Annotated in this window: 13 protein-coding genes; 8 read left to right on the top strand and 5 right to left on the bottom strand. The window is 47.3% G+C overall.

Annotation, left to right across the window (positions count from 1 at the left end; all coding sequences use genetic code 11):
- The first annotated feature begins 46 nt into the window (after positions 1-46).
- Genes LZG94_RS05530 through LZG94_RS05515 form a run of 4 tightly spaced genes read left to right on the top strand, consistent with a single transcriptional unit; the run spans position 47 to position 5110 of the window.
- Positions 47-2434 carry a TonB-dependent receptor gene (locus LZG94_RS05530; protein ID WP_233790934.1) on the top strand — a complete coding sequence of 796 codons (2388 nt, stop codon included), beginning with the start codon at positions 47-49 and terminating at the stop codon, positions 2432-2434.
- A gap of 30 nt (positions 2435-2464) precedes the next feature.
- Positions 2465-3679 (top strand): hypothetical protein, encoded by a 1215-nt coding sequence (locus LZG94_RS05525; protein ID WP_233790933.1) that lies wholly within the window; start codon positions 2465-2467, stop codon positions 3677-3679.
- Positions 3680-3713: 34 nt separating this feature from the next.
- A complete protein-coding gene (locus tag LZG94_RS05520; RefSeq protein WP_233790932.1) occupies positions 3714-4889 on the top strand; it encodes a PepSY domain-containing protein in 1176 nt (391 codons plus the stop codon).
- A 17-nt stretch (positions 4890-4906) separates the two neighbouring features.
- The gene (locus tag LZG94_RS05515) at positions 4907-5110 is read left to right on the top strand and encodes a hypothetical protein (RefSeq protein WP_215235417.1); all 204 of its coding nucleotides are present in this window, start codon (positions 4907-4909) and stop codon (positions 5108-5110) included.
- Positions 5111-5213: 103 nt separating this feature from the next.
- Here LZG94_RS05515 and LZG94_RS05510 read toward each other — a convergent pair whose 3' ends face one another.
- From LZG94_RS05510 to LZG94_RS05490, 5 genes are all read right to left on the bottom strand, one after another.
- On the bottom strand, positions 5214-7217 hold the full coding sequence (locus tag LZG94_RS05510; RefSeq protein ID WP_233790931.1) for a T9SS type A sorting domain-containing protein: 2004 nt from the start codon (positions 7215-7217) through the stop codon (positions 5214-5216).
- Complete coding sequence (locus tag LZG94_RS05505) at positions 7214-7732, bottom strand: DUF6252 family protein (RefSeq protein ID WP_233790930.1); 519 nt, start codon at positions 7730-7732, stop codon at positions 7214-7216. The genes LZG94_RS05510 and LZG94_RS05505 overlap by 4 nt, the downstream gene beginning before the upstream one ends.
- A gap of 323 nt (positions 7733-8055) precedes the next feature.
- A complete protein-coding gene (locus LZG94_RS05500) occupies positions 8056-9597 on the bottom strand; it encodes an alkaline phosphatase family protein (protein ID WP_233790929.1) in 1542 nt (513 codons plus the stop codon).
- Positions 9598-9607: 10 nt separating this feature from the next.
- A complete protein-coding gene (locus tag LZG94_RS05495; protein WP_233790927.1) occupies positions 9608-10405 on the bottom strand; it encodes a hypothetical protein in 798 nt (265 codons plus the stop codon).
- 47 nt (positions 10406-10452) lie between these two features.
- The gene (locus LZG94_RS05490) at positions 10453-10860 is read right to left on the bottom strand and encodes a VOC family protein (RefSeq protein WP_233790926.1); all 408 of its coding nucleotides are present in this window, start codon (positions 10858-10860) and stop codon (positions 10453-10455) included.
- 224 nt (positions 10861-11084) lie between these two features.
- On the opposite strand from LZG94_RS05490, the gene LZG94_RS05485 reads away from it, so the two are divergent.
- The 4 genes from LZG94_RS05485 (at position 11085) to LZG94_RS05470 (ending at position 18031) form a co-directional block, all read left to right on the top strand.
- Positions 11085-11948: a response regulator gene (locus LZG94_RS05485; RefSeq protein WP_233790924.1), complete on the top strand. Its 864-nt coding sequence runs from the start codon at positions 11085-11087 to the stop codon at positions 11946-11948.
- A gap of 101 nt (positions 11949-12049) precedes the next feature.
- Positions 12050-12427, top strand: coding sequence for a hypothetical protein (locus LZG94_RS05480; RefSeq protein ID WP_233790923.1), 378 nt, complete (start codon positions 12050-12052; stop codon positions 12425-12427).
- 100 nt (positions 12428-12527) lie between these two features.
- Positions 12528-16883: a CusA/CzcA family heavy metal efflux RND transporter gene (locus LZG94_RS05475; protein ID WP_233790921.1), complete on the top strand. Its 4356-nt coding sequence runs from the start codon at positions 12528-12530 to the stop codon at positions 16881-16883.
- Entirely contained in the window at positions 16880-18031 is a 1152-nt protein-coding gene (locus LZG94_RS05470; RefSeq protein ID WP_233790920.1) for an efflux RND transporter periplasmic adaptor subunit, read from the top strand. The genes LZG94_RS05475 and LZG94_RS05470 overlap by 4 nt, the downstream gene beginning before the upstream one ends.
- Position 18032 lies beyond the last annotated feature (1 nt).

The following is an 18032-nucleotide window of genomic DNA, read 5'->3' as shown; positions in this document are numbered from 1 at the left end:
CTTTTGCATTATTTTTAAACAGTCTTAATAACAAAACTATACAGATTTGACAAGAATTCGACTCCTCTTCTGCATTTTAATAAACTACCTGATTTTAAATCAAATAAATACGTACGCCCAGGAAGCCCGGATCGTGCGCGGAACTCTGAAAGACAGCCGCGGCGAACTGCTGACCGGTGCCGCAGTAATGCTGCAAGGTTTGGAAAAAAGTGCGTTGACAGACAGCAGCGGCCAATTTCTGATCGCTGCCCCAGCCAGAGAATCTTACACGATCCATATTCAATATATCGGCTTCAAAAAACTCATCCAAACCATTTCGCAAAGGGATATACGCAGAAAAGAATTGGTTCTCACGCTGGAAGACGACCATACCCAGCTTTCGGAGGTGCAGGTAACCGGCAAAACAGAGACGCAGCAGGCTCGACTGCAACCGATTAAAGCCGAAATCATTAACACAAAAGCGGTGCAGGAACAACCTTCTACGCTGGTGGAACTGATGAACAGGTCGGCTGGTATCCGCATCCGGCAAACGGGCGGGCTCGGTTCGAATGCGGGATTGATGATGAACGGTTTTCAGGATCGCGCGATCAAGAATTTCCGCGACGGTATCCCGCTCGATTACCTGGGCGCGGGATACAACATTTCGCTCGTGCCGGTGAATATGCTCGAACGTGTGGAGGTTTATAAAGGCGTTTTGCCCACAGCATTAGGGGCAGACGCATTGGGCGGCGCGGTGAATATGGTGACCAAAAAATCACTCCATCGCTACGCAGAAGCTTCTTACGAAATTGCCTCGTTTAACACGCACCGTGCGTCTTTAAATGCATTATATACCGATACCACGCGCCACCTCTTCGTGGGCGCAGATGCATTTCTAAACAGATCAGACAACAATTATAAGGTTGATGTAATTGTTACCGACCAGGAAACAGCCGCACGAACGCCTGCAACTGTTCGTTTGTTCCACAATCAATTTACCAACTTTTATACCGAAGCTTACGGCGGGTTGACCAACCTGAAATGGGTGGACGAGCTGCGCGTGGGTGTGACCTGGTTTCAGATCGATCGCCAAAACCAGTACGGCGCTTCCATGTCACAACCTTTTGGCGCTTCGGTGAGCAGGCAGCATTCGGTGATACCGACACTTCGTTACCGGAAAAACTTCGGAAAGCTGGGTATTGACCAGTTTTTGACCGTGAGCAATATTAATACCGCGCAGGTAGATACGGCGAAAGGCACGTACGATTGGTACGGCAAATTTATTCCGAGCCCGTCGCGTAATGGTGAAATTTCCATGCAGGGATCGTTGTCGGATATTAAATTTTCCTATTTCACTTCCCGCACGCATTTGGGTTACAGGATAAGCCAAAACCATCTCGCCGAAGTGAATGTGGTTTCAACGAATATCGGCCGCAGCGGTCGCGATCCATTTGGCCTGAAGTTGCCGCAAACCGGTGAGGATATTTTGTCGCTTCCGGCGAAGTACTACAAAGTCGTTGCAGCGGCGGGTATCCAGTCTACTTTTTTGAATGAGAGGTTAACCAACAATCTCATCGCCAAGTTTTTCCACTATAACACTTCCACTATCAATGTTGATATATACGGAACGGCATTGGGCGCGCACCGGGCAACGTCGGAGAATAGCTTTGGCATTGCAGAGGCGCTGAAATTTGCATTGACACCCAACACATTTTTCAGGTTTTCGGCCGAGGCTGCTACCCGGCTTCCCGAGCAGGACGAGATGTTTGGCGACGGCAATTTTCATCGCTCCAATTTTCTGTTAAAACCTGAAAAAAGCACCAATATCAATCTCGGCTTCCGCACCGAAAGAAGAAATGCTTACAGTTTGGAAGTAAACTCATTTTACAGGATCACGAGAGACCTGATCCTCCGCATGCCGATCGACTTTTTATTTACCCAAAACCAAAATGTGGAAAGTGTAAAAGGGCTGGGTTTCGAAACTGACCTGAGCGTTTCACTAACCCGCTGGCTGCGCGCAAATGGGAATTTCACCTACCAGGATTTCCGCCTTTTCGACACCGGAAACCGGCTGAAAGAGAAATCGAGGCTGCGTAATACACCTTATTTCTTTGCCAATCTGGGATTGAACAGTACGCTCAGCAACATCGGTCGCGGTAAGCTCAATCTCTATTATTACTTCACATTTGTGCGGGAATATTATCTCGATTACGTGCCTAAATCGCTGGAACCCGACGGTTTTATGGGACTGTGGGGACGTGCCAAATTCGATGCACCCAACATTATCCCGGACCAGGGATTGCATTCTGCCGGTTTCACTTATAGTCCTGCAGGCGATCGCTTTTCTATCGGTTTCCAAGCCAAAAACTTCCTGAATGCACGCGTTTACGACAATTTCCGCATTCAGAACGCAGGCCGCAGTTTGCATTTCAAAGTCAATTATACCCTCAAATAAAATATAGTTTTTACAAATCAATTCATGTTTATGAAATCTCGTTTTAAGTTTCTTTCTCTCCTTTTTGCTGTTGCCGCGCTGGCTGGCTGTTCCGACGATAATGGTGGCGAAACGCCTGGACCTAAGGATAATAACAAGTTTGTCCTGATGACCAACGTTTCCCGTTTCGGCGACGGTTACCTGACCGGTCTCCCGGGTATTCCTTCTGGTACGGTGAATTCTACAAATGAAAAAACTTTGGGCCTGAAAACCGCATTTGGTTTCCGGACGTTCGGGAAATGGGTTTTCAATCGTACCAATGCAGCCGGAGATGAGGGTTTGCAGAAATTTACGGTCAATGCAGACGGAAGCATGAGAGACGAAGGTTTTATCGCAGGATCGACCCAATTTCTAATACTCAGCGAAACCAGCGGCTATTACCTGGACCTGACACGCGGGACATTGAAACTGCAAAAATTCAACCCTACCACGATGCTGCGCACAGGCGAAATTGACCTTTCGAGTCTGAAAAAAGTAGGAGTTGAATTCCAGTCGGTTGGTCAGCATACGTTAGCGGCCAAGGAAGGTAAACTTTACGCGGGTATCACTTACGGAACAACCGCTGGTGCCGGCTACGGTGACGATCTGTACAATACGATCGAAGTAGCTGTTATTGATATTGCGACTGATAAATACGAAAAAACGATCAAATATGATGGTTTCAGAAGTCTTGGCTGGGGATCGTCGGGTAACAAAATGTGGTCTGTCGGCGACGACGGTGCATTGTATTTTTATGCGACCGGACTGGGTAAGATGGCGTTCGAAAAGTCGTCGATCATTCGTATCAAAAAGGGAGAAACTGATTTTGACAAAGAGTGGATACTCACTACACCAAATGGCAACTCGGTGGTGATGGCCCTGATCAAAGGTGGAAAGTTGTATTATGAAATCGCTACAACGCCTTTAAAAACGGACTATACAAATCTTACCTTGAGTATTTTCGAATACTTCGTTTATGATTTTGCAACGAAGCAATCGACTAAAATCGAGGGCATGCCGCTACACGATTACGCGTATGCCAATGAACAGGCGATCACGGAAATTGACGGCAAAGTATACCTTTGGGTGCGTAATACCACGGCGAATGGAACTGTTGTCACTGTTAATGAAGACGGATATTATATGGTAGACGGCAACAAGGCAACATCTGTATTTAAGGTAGACCACGACGGCACGATCGAAGGTTTTGCCCGGATTAGTGAGTAATTGACTTATAATTTAACGGATAACCTTTCGAAGTATGAGCTCTGTAAAAAAAATCCAGACCTGGTTCCATATCCACAAATGGACGAGCCTGATATGCACAGCTTTCCTGCTGATGCTCTGCATTACCGGCCTTCCGCTGATCTTTCACGAAGAGATTGAGGAACTGGAAGGAAAGCCGCATCTGGCAAAGCAGGTCCCGGCCGGAACACCGGTTGCGAGTATGGACAAATTGGCTGAAAATGCATTGGCCAAGTACCCTACGAAGGTTATCCGTTACATTTACTGGGACGAGCACGAGCCGAATACCACCGCATTCAGTCTTTCCGACTCTATCAATGCGGCGCCCGAAAACTACACGACGGTGATCATGGACGATCACACGGCCGAAGTATTGGAAGAACCAAACTACCAGGAAGGCTTCATGTACATTATGTTTCAAATGCACGTCGATATGTTCATGGGAATCGGCGGCAAGCTTTTCCTGGGATTAATGGGCCTGTTGTTTATCGCGGCAATCGTTTCGGGCATTATGTTGTATGGTCCGATCATGAAAAGGTTTGATTTCGGAATGGTCCGCACGGAACGTTCGACCCGACTGAAATGGCTGGATTTGCACAATCTGCTCGGAGTGGTCACGGTCGTCTGGGGCGTTGTGGTAGGCTTCACCGGGGTTATTAATACAGCCTCGGAAATCGTGCTGGGACTTTGGCAAACAGGCCAGCTTTCTGAAATGACAGCGCCTTATAAAGATGCAAAACCGCTTACCGGCAAGCTCAGCTCACTTGACCAGGCTGTGGCACTCACCAAACAGGCCGCACCCGACATGGAACCGTCGCTCATCGCTTATCCCGGAACGCCCTTTTCCAGCCAGCATCATTACGCAGTGTTTGTAAAAGGCAAAACGCCCCTAACCAAACGGATTATCAAACCTGCGTTGATCGACGCAAGCAAAGGCGGGCTGACCGACCTGCGCGATATGCCCTGGTATGTAAATGCATTGTTTATCTCGCAGCCGCTCCATTTCGGCGATTACGGTGGGTTACCGATGAAAATCATCTGGGCGCTGTTCGATATCGCGACGATCGTGATATTGGGAAGTGGTTTGTATCTGTGGTTTGCGAGAAATAAGGCGACCAGAGCACATATCAGCCGGATCAATAAAGTCGAATCTGAAATCCTGACCGTGCAGGCGCAAAGTGAAAACGCTTAATCCAATCTCTTGAAATTATGAAAAGCAATTTTTGGAAAGTCTGGGGCCTTCCTGTGATCATCGGCATATTGTCGGCCATTGGTCTACTATCCGCACTGACCGGCGACGGTTTCTACGATCTGCTATCCTGGCTGACATTAGGAATTCCGGTAATATTGACGATCCGGTATTTAATGACTGCAAAAAATCTACCGATTAACAGAAAAATCCGATCGAGGTGATCTGGTTTTAGGTTTCGAGAATAATGATTATAAAAGACCAGCTACCTGAAAGTGATCAGCAGCTGGTCTTTTTGTGTTTAAATCAAGTCGATGTTAAAAGTTACTATTCCTTTACAAAAAGCTGGCTACTCTCCGATCCGTTTTCAAAAATGACCTTCATGATATAATGTCCACTTGCAAGCTCCCTGATATCAATTTCCGCGTCCGGCTGCTTCAATTGGTATACTTTCCTACCGGCTTTATCGAATATCTGAACTTCGGAAATGATTTTGTCACCATTCATCAGGCGAATATGATCGTCGCCGCCAGCAGGATTTGGATAGATGAAGGTTTTCTCCAATTCAAATTCCAGCTTTTGAATCTGACTGTACGCGAACGAACCGTCTTTGTCAATCATTTTCAGGCGATAGTAACTCTCACCTTTAAGAGGAATTTGATCTGAAAAACTGTATTCAGAAGTCAGGTCTTCATTTGGAAACACTTTTCCAATATCATCCCATTTCTTCCCAGTCCCGCTCCGCTCAATGCTAAAATGATCAAAGTTCACCTCTGAAACCGTTTTCCAATTCAGTAAGGCAGTTTCACCTTCTTTTCTCGCACGAAAACTACTCAACTTCACCGGCAGCGGCTCATCTTCACAAGCATCGACAGTCGCATTAAAAATTGAAACTTCATTCATAACCCAATCTGCTAACTCTGAATGTTGCGCAAGAGGATCTCTGTGATCAAAATTACCAACAGTAGCAAATATGGATGAAAATGGTGTTTTCGTAAGGCGATTTGCATCGGCAGCGATATTGTGGTACCAGTTATCTGTGTTAAAATCAAGCGCACTCACGGTTGGTATAAAGCATCCATTGGGCATACGAATATTTGAATTAGCGCCTACCCCATTCAAACTATTTGCCACCAATTGGAATATTGGTGTGAAGCTTCCAGGCATTACATCAGCAGGTATCGGCGCATTGTAATAGCCTGTAATGTGGCTTGAATTAAAAATCGCACTAGCTACTGAAATGTACATGATGGCGAAAGGGAAACCAGAAACCGGTATTGTAATATTGTAAGGAAGTGGGGAGGCAATCCCAGATAGTGCGTATCCGATAAAAGGTGCGTTCTTAGCCCCGGAAAAGCTGAAAGCAAGCGGATTGGTGGGCAGGAGACTGCCGTTATGGTCCACCCAATTGTTCGCATTATTCATATATGCCTGCCCAAGCCCTGTCCAGTTTCCCAAGCTGGCTGCAATCATTTTGCATTTCTTCGGATATCCATTTCCGCCAATCAGACCCTTCATTTGAGCATAAAATGATGTAAACGCTGGATTCACATTAACGACATCACCAACAATATAATCTGTATGATAAATCAGCATTTGCTGCGCTGCATAGGAATGCATGGACCTTGCCTGCTCCTGAATTTCTGTGCTCAAACCGTATGTTACTACATTGTTATCTAACCAGTCGATCATATCCTGCATACTTAACGGGATATTGGCCCCTTTGTGAGGAGCATCAAACGAGAAGAAAAGACCAACATTATGGGGCAGCGCATTCGCTTCCATATAATTCAAAGCGTATCTGGAAACAATTCCGCCCATACTGAATCCTGCTAAAATAATAGGGCAAGCAGAAGCTTTTGTTGCATTGATATGCTGGATAAGCTTCATTAACAGGAATGCATTTCTTTGTATCAGCTGGCCTCCATCCTGGTAGTCAAGCACAATCAAATCATAACCTTGCAAACGCAATTGGTCTGCGAGGTTGTCTTGCAAATCATCGGTAGCTCCGTTCAACAAAGCAATTACTTTGTCACAACTATATTGTTGAGTTGGATCAAAGCCCTCAGAGATGATGATCGGTTTCATTATTTTTCCCGAGGTATTGTTTGGAGCGAAGTAAACGGAATAACTACCGCTTGCCACCTGATAAGAATATGGATCACCGGGAGAGCCGGGCGTCGCCCCAGGTACTGAAAAATGTGTCTTGACTTCATTCATTGCAGCAGCATAACCGATATTTGCAGTAATGGGGAAAGCTCCTTGCCCAAATGCTGTGCATGAGATAAAACTTAAAAAGACCAGAATAAATCTTGCGGTGATAGTGTTCATTTCCATAGTTTTAAATCGAAAGTTCCGTTTGTGAAATTTTTGAAATTTTTATTCTTCTCGCCTTGTAACTGAACTTCAAATGTTCCGGAAACGACTTTGTTGATCGTATCCAATTTGCTGATCGTCAGCTTGTTAATCCCGCCTGGAATTGGATAGTACTTATCATCGACCAAGTCTCCGTCATATTTCGATGCGCCTATACCTCCGGAATCGTCCTCTTTCAATTTATACGTACCCTCTGAATGCACCCCGGTAACTATCAGGACAATAGCTTCGTCGAAGAATTTCTTTCTAGCTTCAATGCCTAATATTCCGGATTTGAAAGACGCTCGCAAGGTTGGCGGACCGCCTAATAGCGAGAACGGATATACCGGCAGCCAAACCTTCCCATCGATCTTTACTCCGAAGGTGTTCAGGCCCTCTTGCGTTGGCTCGGGGAGTATTTGCTTGGGCTTGCACCCTCCTATTGCATTTGCCAGAGCAATAGCAACTAATAGTAATTTCAGCTTTCTCATTTCAGTAAAGATTTAAATGTAAATCGACCGCAAACAGGCCAGCTAATGCGGAGCTGCGGGCATAAATTGTTTGACTTTCGTACACAATCGTTTGATTCATGGCTTCTTTTTTTAGATGATAAATGATGATTTTATAAGCAGCGCTTATAAATTATTCTCGCAAATAATTCAGCAGTTACTTCGCCGGCAATATGAAGTTTATTTGTAATTCGAACGGTGATAATGATTGAACGGCAACCGATGACTTAATAAAAGGTATAGCAAAAAAAGGCGGGCAATTTCCAATGGAAATTGCCCGCCCTAATTAATTGAATGATGTAATATTACTTCTTAAATATCCTTTCTGTTTTACTGAAATCAAAATAACGATACTTACCTAAAACAGTCATTTCCAATGACAGAAAATAGGTTCCCCACGGATGTGTTACTTCCGTTTTTATCAATTCCTTTTTTGCATTGCCGATTGTTTTACCTGACTTTTTCAAGAGCTCCGAAACTGCTCTTCCGTCCATTTTTTCAGGCTGGGGAATGTTGTAAATGCTGAGTATCGTAGGCACAATATCGATATTGGAAGTGGGCAGCTCGGTCACTGCGGCATTCTTAAAATCGGGGCCTTTGGCAAACAGGTTAATATGTATTTCGTGCGGACTCGAACCGCCGTGCCCCGCCTTGCCTTTTGAATAGTCGGTTCCCGCAAAACCCGCCTCATTTTTCACATCGTTCCAGGCCGGCGCTACCAGGATATCTCCCGTGCGCTGCGGGTGATTAAAGTGTATTGCATCAAACGAAAGTGTGCCTTCCACCCAGCCATTTACGTCGCCTTCCTGCTTGGCCTTTGTGAAAATCGCCCCGATCCACTCTTCCTCCTGCAATGCTGCGACGATCTTCCTGATTGCCTCAGGATCATGGTTTTTAACATAAATACTCCCCTCCGCCAATATCACATCGTCCGATTCTTTGTCTTTCTTCAATCCCTCCTGAATCAGGAAATCGGTCACGCTCATACTTCCGATCTGTTTCACAAAACCGTGATCCGTTGAGATAATGATATTGAATTTCTCTGTAAGCTCCTTATTCTGAATCTCTTGCAGGATCCGTCCAAACTGACCGTCAACAAACTTGATCGCTTCCACAGCCTCGGGCGAGCCGATCCCATGTTCGTGGGCGGCACCATCGGGGTCCGAGAGCCAGATCGCACTCACCAGCGGACCGTCTTTCGCCAATCCATATTTCAGCAATGCATCTGTTACCCATTTATGCCGGTTAAAATCTTTGTCCCCGTCTTTGGAAATTTCGCCTATATCAGCCAAAACCTGCGCTTTGAATGCTTCCGGCAAAATCAGATCTGGGTTAACGATCGCGCCGCCGCTCACTTTATTGTTTTGCAAAAAAGCCTGTCCAGTAGTCCCTGAGCTGAATACCATCATTTTTTCCCCAGCCGCTTCGAGGATTTCACCCATTGAAGCAGCAGTTAAAATCGGCCCGGCGGTTGCAGCGGGTATTCTACTCAGATCCGGATAGCCGGTACCGATGCTTTTCGACGCATCCACCTCCGGAATGTAAATCGCATTTCCCAGCAAACCGTGTGTACCAGGATAAGATCCTGTGGCATAAGAAGCGGAGTTGACCCGCGTCACCGTCGGAAAAACGCTGTGGTGATTTTTTGCAAAACAGGCTTTTTCCTTGAACGCGAACAGATTCGGCATTTGCTCCTGCGTAATATAGTCCGGCCGCAATCCGTCGAAAAACACGATCAGTGTTTTGTTCCTGTTCGTCCCGGCGGACTTTTCTTTTTGAGCAAAAACAAAATTTTGAGAAAAGCTTATACTCAGAATTGCAATTAATAGCGAAGAGAATCTAATCATAAACATGTCCTTAATTGATTTTAGAAACAGTTACAGCATTAGCCGATCTTTTAATTCCATACAATATCACCCCACTTTTTACAGATTGGTCAAAGGCAATACCCTGGCCTTCAACAGGCGCCGGCAAAGTGGCCAGATGTTCCAGGGTGTAGCCCGATTTAGGTATTTTCAGCACATACAATTCAGCCCGGTCGTGGCCGGTGCAATAGAGCTTTCCATCGTTTCCCCAGCCGCCGCCGGAATTACTTTTTGGTGTAAAAAGGGCGATCAGATTTTTAGGAAACACCCAGGATTCGAGCTCGCGCCACTCCATATCATATTTCACAAGGGCGGTCCAGCGCACATCCCTGCCCTCGCTGGCTTCCTTGCCCGCATAATGCGCGAAACCCGCCCACCAGAATCCGTCTTTCTGGTCAATCCAGGTCAGCGACCCGTGCGGAGCAATGCCAAAACTATGGTTATCAATATGCTGCATCGTCTTCACGTCGAATATCTCGATCGAGCTGGCCATCGGAATTTCAGGATAGTTGGTGTTGGCACAATAAAGCTTCCCTTTGATCACTACGCCACTATTCAGGTGCTTGATCCCCTCCTTTTCACCATCCCAGGTCTTGATCAGCTTCGCATCTTTTTTACTGTATTTGCTGATCGTACTATTGTTGATCGCATAAAAGAAATCTGCGTCCACCGCCACTGCCTGCTTTGCTTCGGCGACCTGGAAACTTGAAATTTCGGTGACTGTTTGGGCTGTCAGCAAGTGAGCTCCAAATAGTGTAATCAGGAGTAACAATCCGTGTAATAGCTTCATTTGAAATTGTAATAACATTGAAAAGTAAAAGTAGCCAATCGCCCTCCTTACTCGTCAAGTATTTCAAATATCCATTGCACTGAGTATTTGTCCGTCAGCGTCGCCCATTCGCCTGTCTGAATATCGTGCGACAAGGGACCTGTTACTTCACCTTTGCGGGAAAGTCTGGCAAAGATCGTTTTCAACTGTTCGTCTCTTTTCATGCTGATCAGCAGGGAAATGCTGTTCCCCGCGTACAACCCTTCGTTACTGCTCATGTCAGACGCAAAGAGACTAATATGCTCGGATACCAGACTGGCCTGCACGACCAGCGTTTGCATATCCTCGGGCAGGTCGCGACCGAAAGGCGCTTCGCCCAGGTAGGTAAACCGCAATTTGCCGCCGAAGCATGAATGGTAGAACCGCATCGCCTCTTTGCAGTTGCCATTAAATGTAAGAAAGGGGAAAATGGCCATGACAGAATCTCCAAATATTGGCTGGGGCGTTTTATCGGCAGTTTGCAATCCGTATGTTGCACACCGGTAACATATTACAAATTTGCGCGTCTTATAACCTAAAAGCAGGGTGTGTTTACGGCGATATTAGGGGGTAAAAGCGTCAGCTACTCAGGCGCGATTTTTTGGTATTTTGTCCAAAATAGCGAAATCACTAACAGCCGACTAACTTTCCACTGAGCATTTTGAAGACAATATATCTGGCAGATGATGACGAAGACGACCGGATGCTGATCCGCGAAGCGATCGAACGCGTCATTCACGACGTGAGGATACTGGAAGTGAGCGATGGAGAAAGTCTGCTGGCCATGATCAATTCCCAGAAAGGCTCTGCGGATTCGGAGTTGATCCTGATGGACATGAATATGCCCCGCCTCAATGGGCTGGAAGCACTTTCAGTTTTAAAAGCCGATACCGACACGCAGCATATTCCAGTACTGATGATGTCGACCACATCCAGCCAGGAGCTGGTCAGGAAAGCATACGAAGAGGGGATCAATGCCTACATCGTCAAGCCGGTGAGCTCTGCCGAATTCACACATCTGGCCCAGTCGATCGACGTTTGTTTTTTGCACTCTAACCTCCATATTCAGGATACTCCCGACAAGCCGAATCTGAAAGACACCAGTATTATGGTGATTGAGGACAACAAAGATCATCTGTTACTGATCCGTGCGGCTATCCGTCAGAGCATGCCCGATGTACAAGTGATTACAATGAGCGAGGAGGCCAAAGTGCTGGATTTTTTCAGGACCGAGCTTCCGAGAATGCCGCAAAAACCGCATCTGGTTTTACTGGATCTGTATTTTCCAAGTCGGGAAGCCGGGATAGATCTGCTGCAAAGGGTACGGGAAATACTGATCATGCACAAATTACTCAGTATCCCGCTGATCGTTTTCAGCTACTCCGACGATCCCCGGGATATTCATGCCAGCTATCAGAACAATGCGAACGGATATATGGTAAAAGGCGTCGATATAGCGGACTGGGAAAGCGATTTCAAAAGTCTGCATAACTTTTGGTGGAATACCGTTTCCCTGCCAAAATGATGCAATTTCTATTATAAGCCTGGGGCCTCCCGACCCTTTCGCTAATGTCATTTCCAAAACTAATCCTTGCACAAGCCACGATACCGACCTAATTTAGTATCGTGAAAAGGCTCATTTTACATATCATGCTGACGATCCTGATCCTGGATACAACTTCTTTGTATCAGGTTTTCAAGGCTCCTACGCTATTCCGGCATTATGTTGAGCATAAGGCATTGAACCAGAATATCAGCTTCATGGATTTCCTCTCCATGCATTACTGGGGCGATGATATGGATGATAATGACGACGAAAAGGACATGCAACTGCCTTTCAAGAAATTTGAGATCCAGCATACCAGTTTCCTTTTCGTACCCTTTTCAAATTCTTTTACTTTCAAAAATACCTACTGGCCAATCAAGCCGGATTACGGTCCCGACCAGCCACAGGGACATTACAATGCCGCATTAGGCTCTCTTTTTCGCCCGCCGCGAGTTTAAATACCAACATACAGCAGGATAGTTCTGTCCTGTCACGACTATGCGCTCGCCGTTTGCTGAGCCCGTAGCCTGTTTGCTATGTATTTATACTCAATAGGTTATGCTTAATAAAATCATACAATTTTCAGTTCATAATAAACTGGTAATTGGTCTGTTCATGCTGCTGTGGGTTGCCTACGGTACTTATGAAGTGACGCAATTACCAATCGACGCAGTTCCCGATATTACCAACAACCAGGTACAGGTGATCACCACCGCGCCTGCTTTGGGCGCCGAAGACGTGGAAAGACTAATCACGTTCCCGATCGAACAAGCAATCAGCAACATTCCTGGCTTGAAAGAAAGCCGAAGCCTCTCGCGTTTCGGACTTTCCCTGATCACCATCGTTTTTGAAGACGGTTCCGACATTTACTGGGCGCGGCAGCAGGTTACCGAGCGGCTCGCCCAGGTAGAGATCGACGAAAATGCCGAAAAGCCTGAGCTAGCGCCTGTTACGACGGGTTTGGGGGAGATATATCAATACGTGATCAAGCCGAAAGCAGGATTTGAGAAGAAATTTTCACTCGCCGACCTGCGTACCACCCAGGATTGGATCGTGAAACGCCAGCTCCTCGGCACCCCCGGCGTGGCCGACGTCTCCACCTTCGGCGGCGAGCTCAAGCAATATGAAGTAGCCGTAAATCCGGCCAATCTGAAAGCGGTCAATCTCACGATCAGCGACGTGTTCACTGCATTGGGGCGAAACAACCAGAATACCGGCGGTGCGTATATAGAGAAGGGTCCCGCTGTTTTATACATCAGAAGCGTCGGTTTAGCCGGTTCGCAGGCGGATATTCAGGATATTGTGGTCAAAAATAACGCGAACGGAACGCCCGTACTGATCCGCGATATTGCCGAAGTGCGGCTTGGCTCGGCGATACGCTACGGCGCGCTCACTATGGCCGGTACCGGTGAAGTTTCGGGGGGAATTGTGATGATGCTCAAAGGCGGCAACTCTTCGGATGTGATCAAAAATGTCAAAAAACGCATTGCTGAAATCCAGAAAACCTTGCCCGAAGGATTGGAGATTGAGGCATTTCTCGACCGCACCAAAATGGTCAATAACGCGATTGGCACCGTTGAAAAGAACTTATCCGAAGGCGCGTTGATCGTAGTCCTGGTATTGGTACTGTTTCTGGGAAACCTTCGCGCGGGCCTGATCGTAGCATCCGTGATCCCGCTTTCCATGCTTTTCGCGATCACAATGATGAACACTTTCGGCGTGAGCGGTAACCTGATGAGCCTTGGCGCGCTTGATTTTGGATTGATTGTAGACGGTGCGGTGATCATCGTTGAAGCGATTTTACACCACTTGCATTCCTCTAAAAAGTATGCAGGTATGCAGGCAATCTCACAGGATGAAATGGACCGTGAAGTCACCGGCTCGGCGTCGCGCATGATGAATGCGGCCGTTTTTGGCCAGATCATCATTCTGATCGTGTACCTGCCGATCCTTTCTCTTTCAGGTATTGAGGGAAAAATGTTCAAGCCGATGGCGCAGACCGTCGCCTTCGCAATCCTGGGTGCATTCATACTTTCGCTTACCTATGTGCCGATGATCAGCGCGCTTTTTATCGGCAAGAAAGTCACGTACAAACCGAACATTTCCGACCGGATGATGGCGAAGCTCGAAGGCGGTTACCATAACATGCTGACCCGAGCGCTGCATTTCAAAAAGACTATGGTAGTTGCTGCATTTGCATTGTTCGGAATAGCGGCTTTTGTATTTTCTCAAATGGGCGGAGAATTCATTCCGCAGCTTGAAGAAGGTGATTTTGCGACTGAAACGAGGTTGCTGGTGGGTACCAACCTGAGTACGACGATAGATGCGATCAACCGCGTTTCTGAAAGATTGCAATCGCAATATCCCGAAGTGGAAAAGGTAGTTTCCCGGATCGGCAGCGCCGAAATCCCGACTGACCCCATGCCGATCGAGGGCGGGGATATGATCATTGTTTTAAAGGACAAATCCGAATGGACCAGTGCGGAGACTTTCACCGAACTCGCCGATAAAATGGCGCAAACTGCCCAGGAAGTGGTGCCGGGCATTACCACCGGCTTCCAGTATCCCGTACAAATGCGTTTCAACGAGCTGATGACGGGCGCAAAACAGGATGTGGTGTGTAAAATTTTTGGCGAAGATCTGAACAAGCTCGCTACCTACGCCGAGCACCTGGGTACTATTTCGAAAACCGTAAAAGGTACTGCCGACTGGTACGTCGAAAAGGTGACCGGCATGCCGCAGATCGTCATTGAATTCAACCGGCGCGAGATCGCGAAATACGGATTGAATATCGACGATATCAACCGCACGATCAATGCGGCATTCGCAGGAGCAGCCGCCGGCCAGATCTATGAAGGAGAGAAGAAATTTGACCTGGTAGTACGAGTTGGAAGTGAGGGCCGCAAGAGCATTGCCGATGTGCAGAACCTGCCGATTTCCACGCCTTCGGGCATGCAGATACCCCTTTATCAGGTTGCCAAAATCCAGGAAATTGAAGGCCCGAACCAGATCCAGCGGGAGAATACGCGGCGGCGGATCATCGTCGGTTTCAACGTCCGCGGCCGCGATGTACAGTCGATCGTGGAGGAGCTGCAACAAAAAGTGGAAGGAAAGATCCGCTTCGAGCCAGGGTACACCGTTACTTACGGAGGCGCTTTTGAAAACCTGCAACAGGCAAAATCGCGGCTGATCATCGCAGTTCCGGTGGCGCTGCTGCTGATTTTCGTCATGCTCTATTGCGCATTCTCGTCAATCCGCGAAGGCGCGCTGATCTACACGGCGATCCCGCTTTCGGCGATCGGCGGCGTGTTTGCGCTGGCGATGCGCGGTATGCCTTTCAGTATCTCGGCCGGCGTAGGCTTTATCGCATTGTTTGGAGTTGCTGTTTTAAATGGCATCGTGCTGATCTCGGAATTCAACCGGCTCAAAACGGAAGGCACAATCACCAATGCACTGGAACTGGTATTGACCGGCACCCGAAACCGCCTCCGTCCGGTACTGATGACCGCCGCCGTAGCTTCGCTGGGATTTTTACCAATGGCGCTCAGCAATGGCGCCGGGGCAGAAGTGCAGCGACCGCTCGCGACCGTGGTGATCGGCGGGCTAATCACCGCTACCTTGTTGACGCTGTTTGTATTACCGGCTTTGTATCTTTTGTTTGAGGGTAAAAAGAAGATAGCATCGGTGCCGAAGTCGCTGGCTTTACTCCCACTACTGTTTGCGGCTACCCTGGCCCATGCACAGCCAAAACCAATCGACCTGCCGGCCGCGATCACAATTGCCAAACAAAGAAACCTGCAAGTACAAAGTGCGCGGCTGGGTGAAAAAAGCAGTGAGCAGTTGCAGAAAAGCGCGTTTGATATTGCCAAAACGAATTTCAATGCAGATATCGGAAAGTTTAATAGTGTCAACAACGACACCCGTTTCGGGGTGAGTCAAACGTTCAGTTTCCCTGCCGTCTACACTAATCAGCGCCGAACACTGGAAGCTAATTTTACAGCAGCGCAGGCGCAAACGCGATTGACCGAGCTTGAAATCCGCACTAGCCTGCGTCAATTGTTCTATGAATACGCCAGTTTGACCGAGCGCAGGAAACTGCTCATTTACGCCGATAGTATTTTCACACTTTTTGAAACAAAGTCCAACCTGCGTTTTGAAAAAGGAGAAGCCAATGTGCTGGAAAAAACCGCAGCCCAATCACAGCGGCAGCAAGTAAGCAATCAGCTGAATATGCTGGAAAGCGACCTGGCTGTCACGGTCAGATCGTTTAATCTCTTCATTCGCGACAGCATTCAGTATGTGCCCAGGATCGGTAGCGCGCGCATTGAAAATGTGTTGACAGTCCAGGACTCCGCATTGCAAGATTTTCCTCTGCTCGACTTTGCGAAAAGCCAGCAGCAAGCTTCCGAATTCCGCTGGAAAACGGAAAAAGCGCGACTGCTACCCGAGCTGACTCTCGGTTATAACAATCTCAGTATTGTAGGGTCACAGCTGGTAAATGGGCAGGAACTCACTTATACAAGCAAGAACCGGTTTAGTTATGTCAATGCAGGAATTGCAGTGCCGCTATTTTTCAAAGCCCAGTCAGCGCGGGCAGCAGCAGCAAAAACGGAGTTTGAAAAGACCCAAAAAGAAATCCAATACCTCACGCAGCAAATCCTGACCGAGCGCGACAATGCACAAACCCAGGTCCGGAAATTCCTGCAAAGCCTCGACTATTTCGAAACCCAGGGCCTGAAAAACGCAGAAGCCATTATCACCACCGCCGACGAACAGTTCCAGGCAGGCGAAATCGATTATTTACAATGGGTTATCCTTGTCAATCAATCGATTACAATACGCAGCGAATACATTCAATCACTCAGCAGCTACAACCAGGCTGTGATCCAGTTACTCAAACTTAACAATCTGTGAAAACCAATATGAAGACTTACCTCATTCCTGGCATTTGCGTTTGGCTGCTCACCGCGTGTGGTAGCAAAACAGATAATATCGAAAACGAAAAACCTGATTCCGCCGCCTCCGCGCAAGTGGTTTCTTTCAGCTCCAAACAATTAGAAAACGTAGGAATCGAGGTCGGGCAGCCTGAAATGGAAAATATCAGCGGCGTACTGAACCTCCACGGCAAAATCGACGTGCCGCCGCAAAGTACCATCAGCCTCAGCTTTCCGCTTGGCGGGTATTTGAAGTCCACCCGCATGCTGCCCGGTATGCACGTGCGGAAAGGCCAGGTATTGGCGGAATTGGAAGATATGCAGTTTATTCAGCTGCAACAGGATTATCTCACCGCGAAAGAAAAGTTTACACTGGCAGAAAGTGAGTTTAACCGTCAGAAAGACCTGAATGCGACAAAAGCGAGCAGCGACAAAATATTCCAGCAAGCCCGGGCAGAGATGGAAACGCAGCGGATTTTGACGCACGCACTGGCACGAAAACTAGAAGTGATTGGCATCAACCCCGCCAATCTCAAACCGGATAATATCTCCAAAACGGTTTCTATCATTTCTCCGATCGACGGTTTTGTTTCAAAGGTCAATGTGAATGTGGGTAAATACACGGCACCTACTGATATGCTTTTCGAGCTCGTCGACCCGAAAGATATTCACCTTGCATTAAGTGTTTTTGAAAAAGACCTGAGCACTCTGGCCGTTGGTCAGCGTGTGACAGCTTATACAAATGGCGATCCTGACCGGAAATTTCAGGCAAAAATTATACTCATCAGCCGGAACCTGGACGATGACCGGATGGCGGAGGTGCATTGCCATTTTGAAAAATACAATCCGCTGCTTGTGCCTGGAATGTTTGTAAACGGAGAAGTGGCGATCAATGGTACCAAAGCATTAACAGTACCCGAAGAGGCGATTGTGCGCTGGGAAAATAACTTTTACGTTTTTACGGATAATGGAAGCGGGAAATTTGAAATGGTGGAAGTAAAGCCGGGAACGATCAGCGGCGGCAAGCAGCAAATTGAAGGAGGCGGGATAAATGGAGATACCCGGCTCGTTATCAAAAATGCTTATGCTTTGCTCATGAAAATCAAGAATACCGAAGAGGAAGGATAGC

Origin of the sequence: Dyadobacter sp. CY343 (assembly GCF_021390335.1) — a bacterium.
Classification (GTDB): Bacteria; Bacteroidota; Bacteroidia; order Cytophagales; family Spirosomataceae; genus Dyadobacter.
Note: the sequence above shows the minus strand (reverse complement) of the source record. Positions and strands in the feature narration are given on the sequence as shown.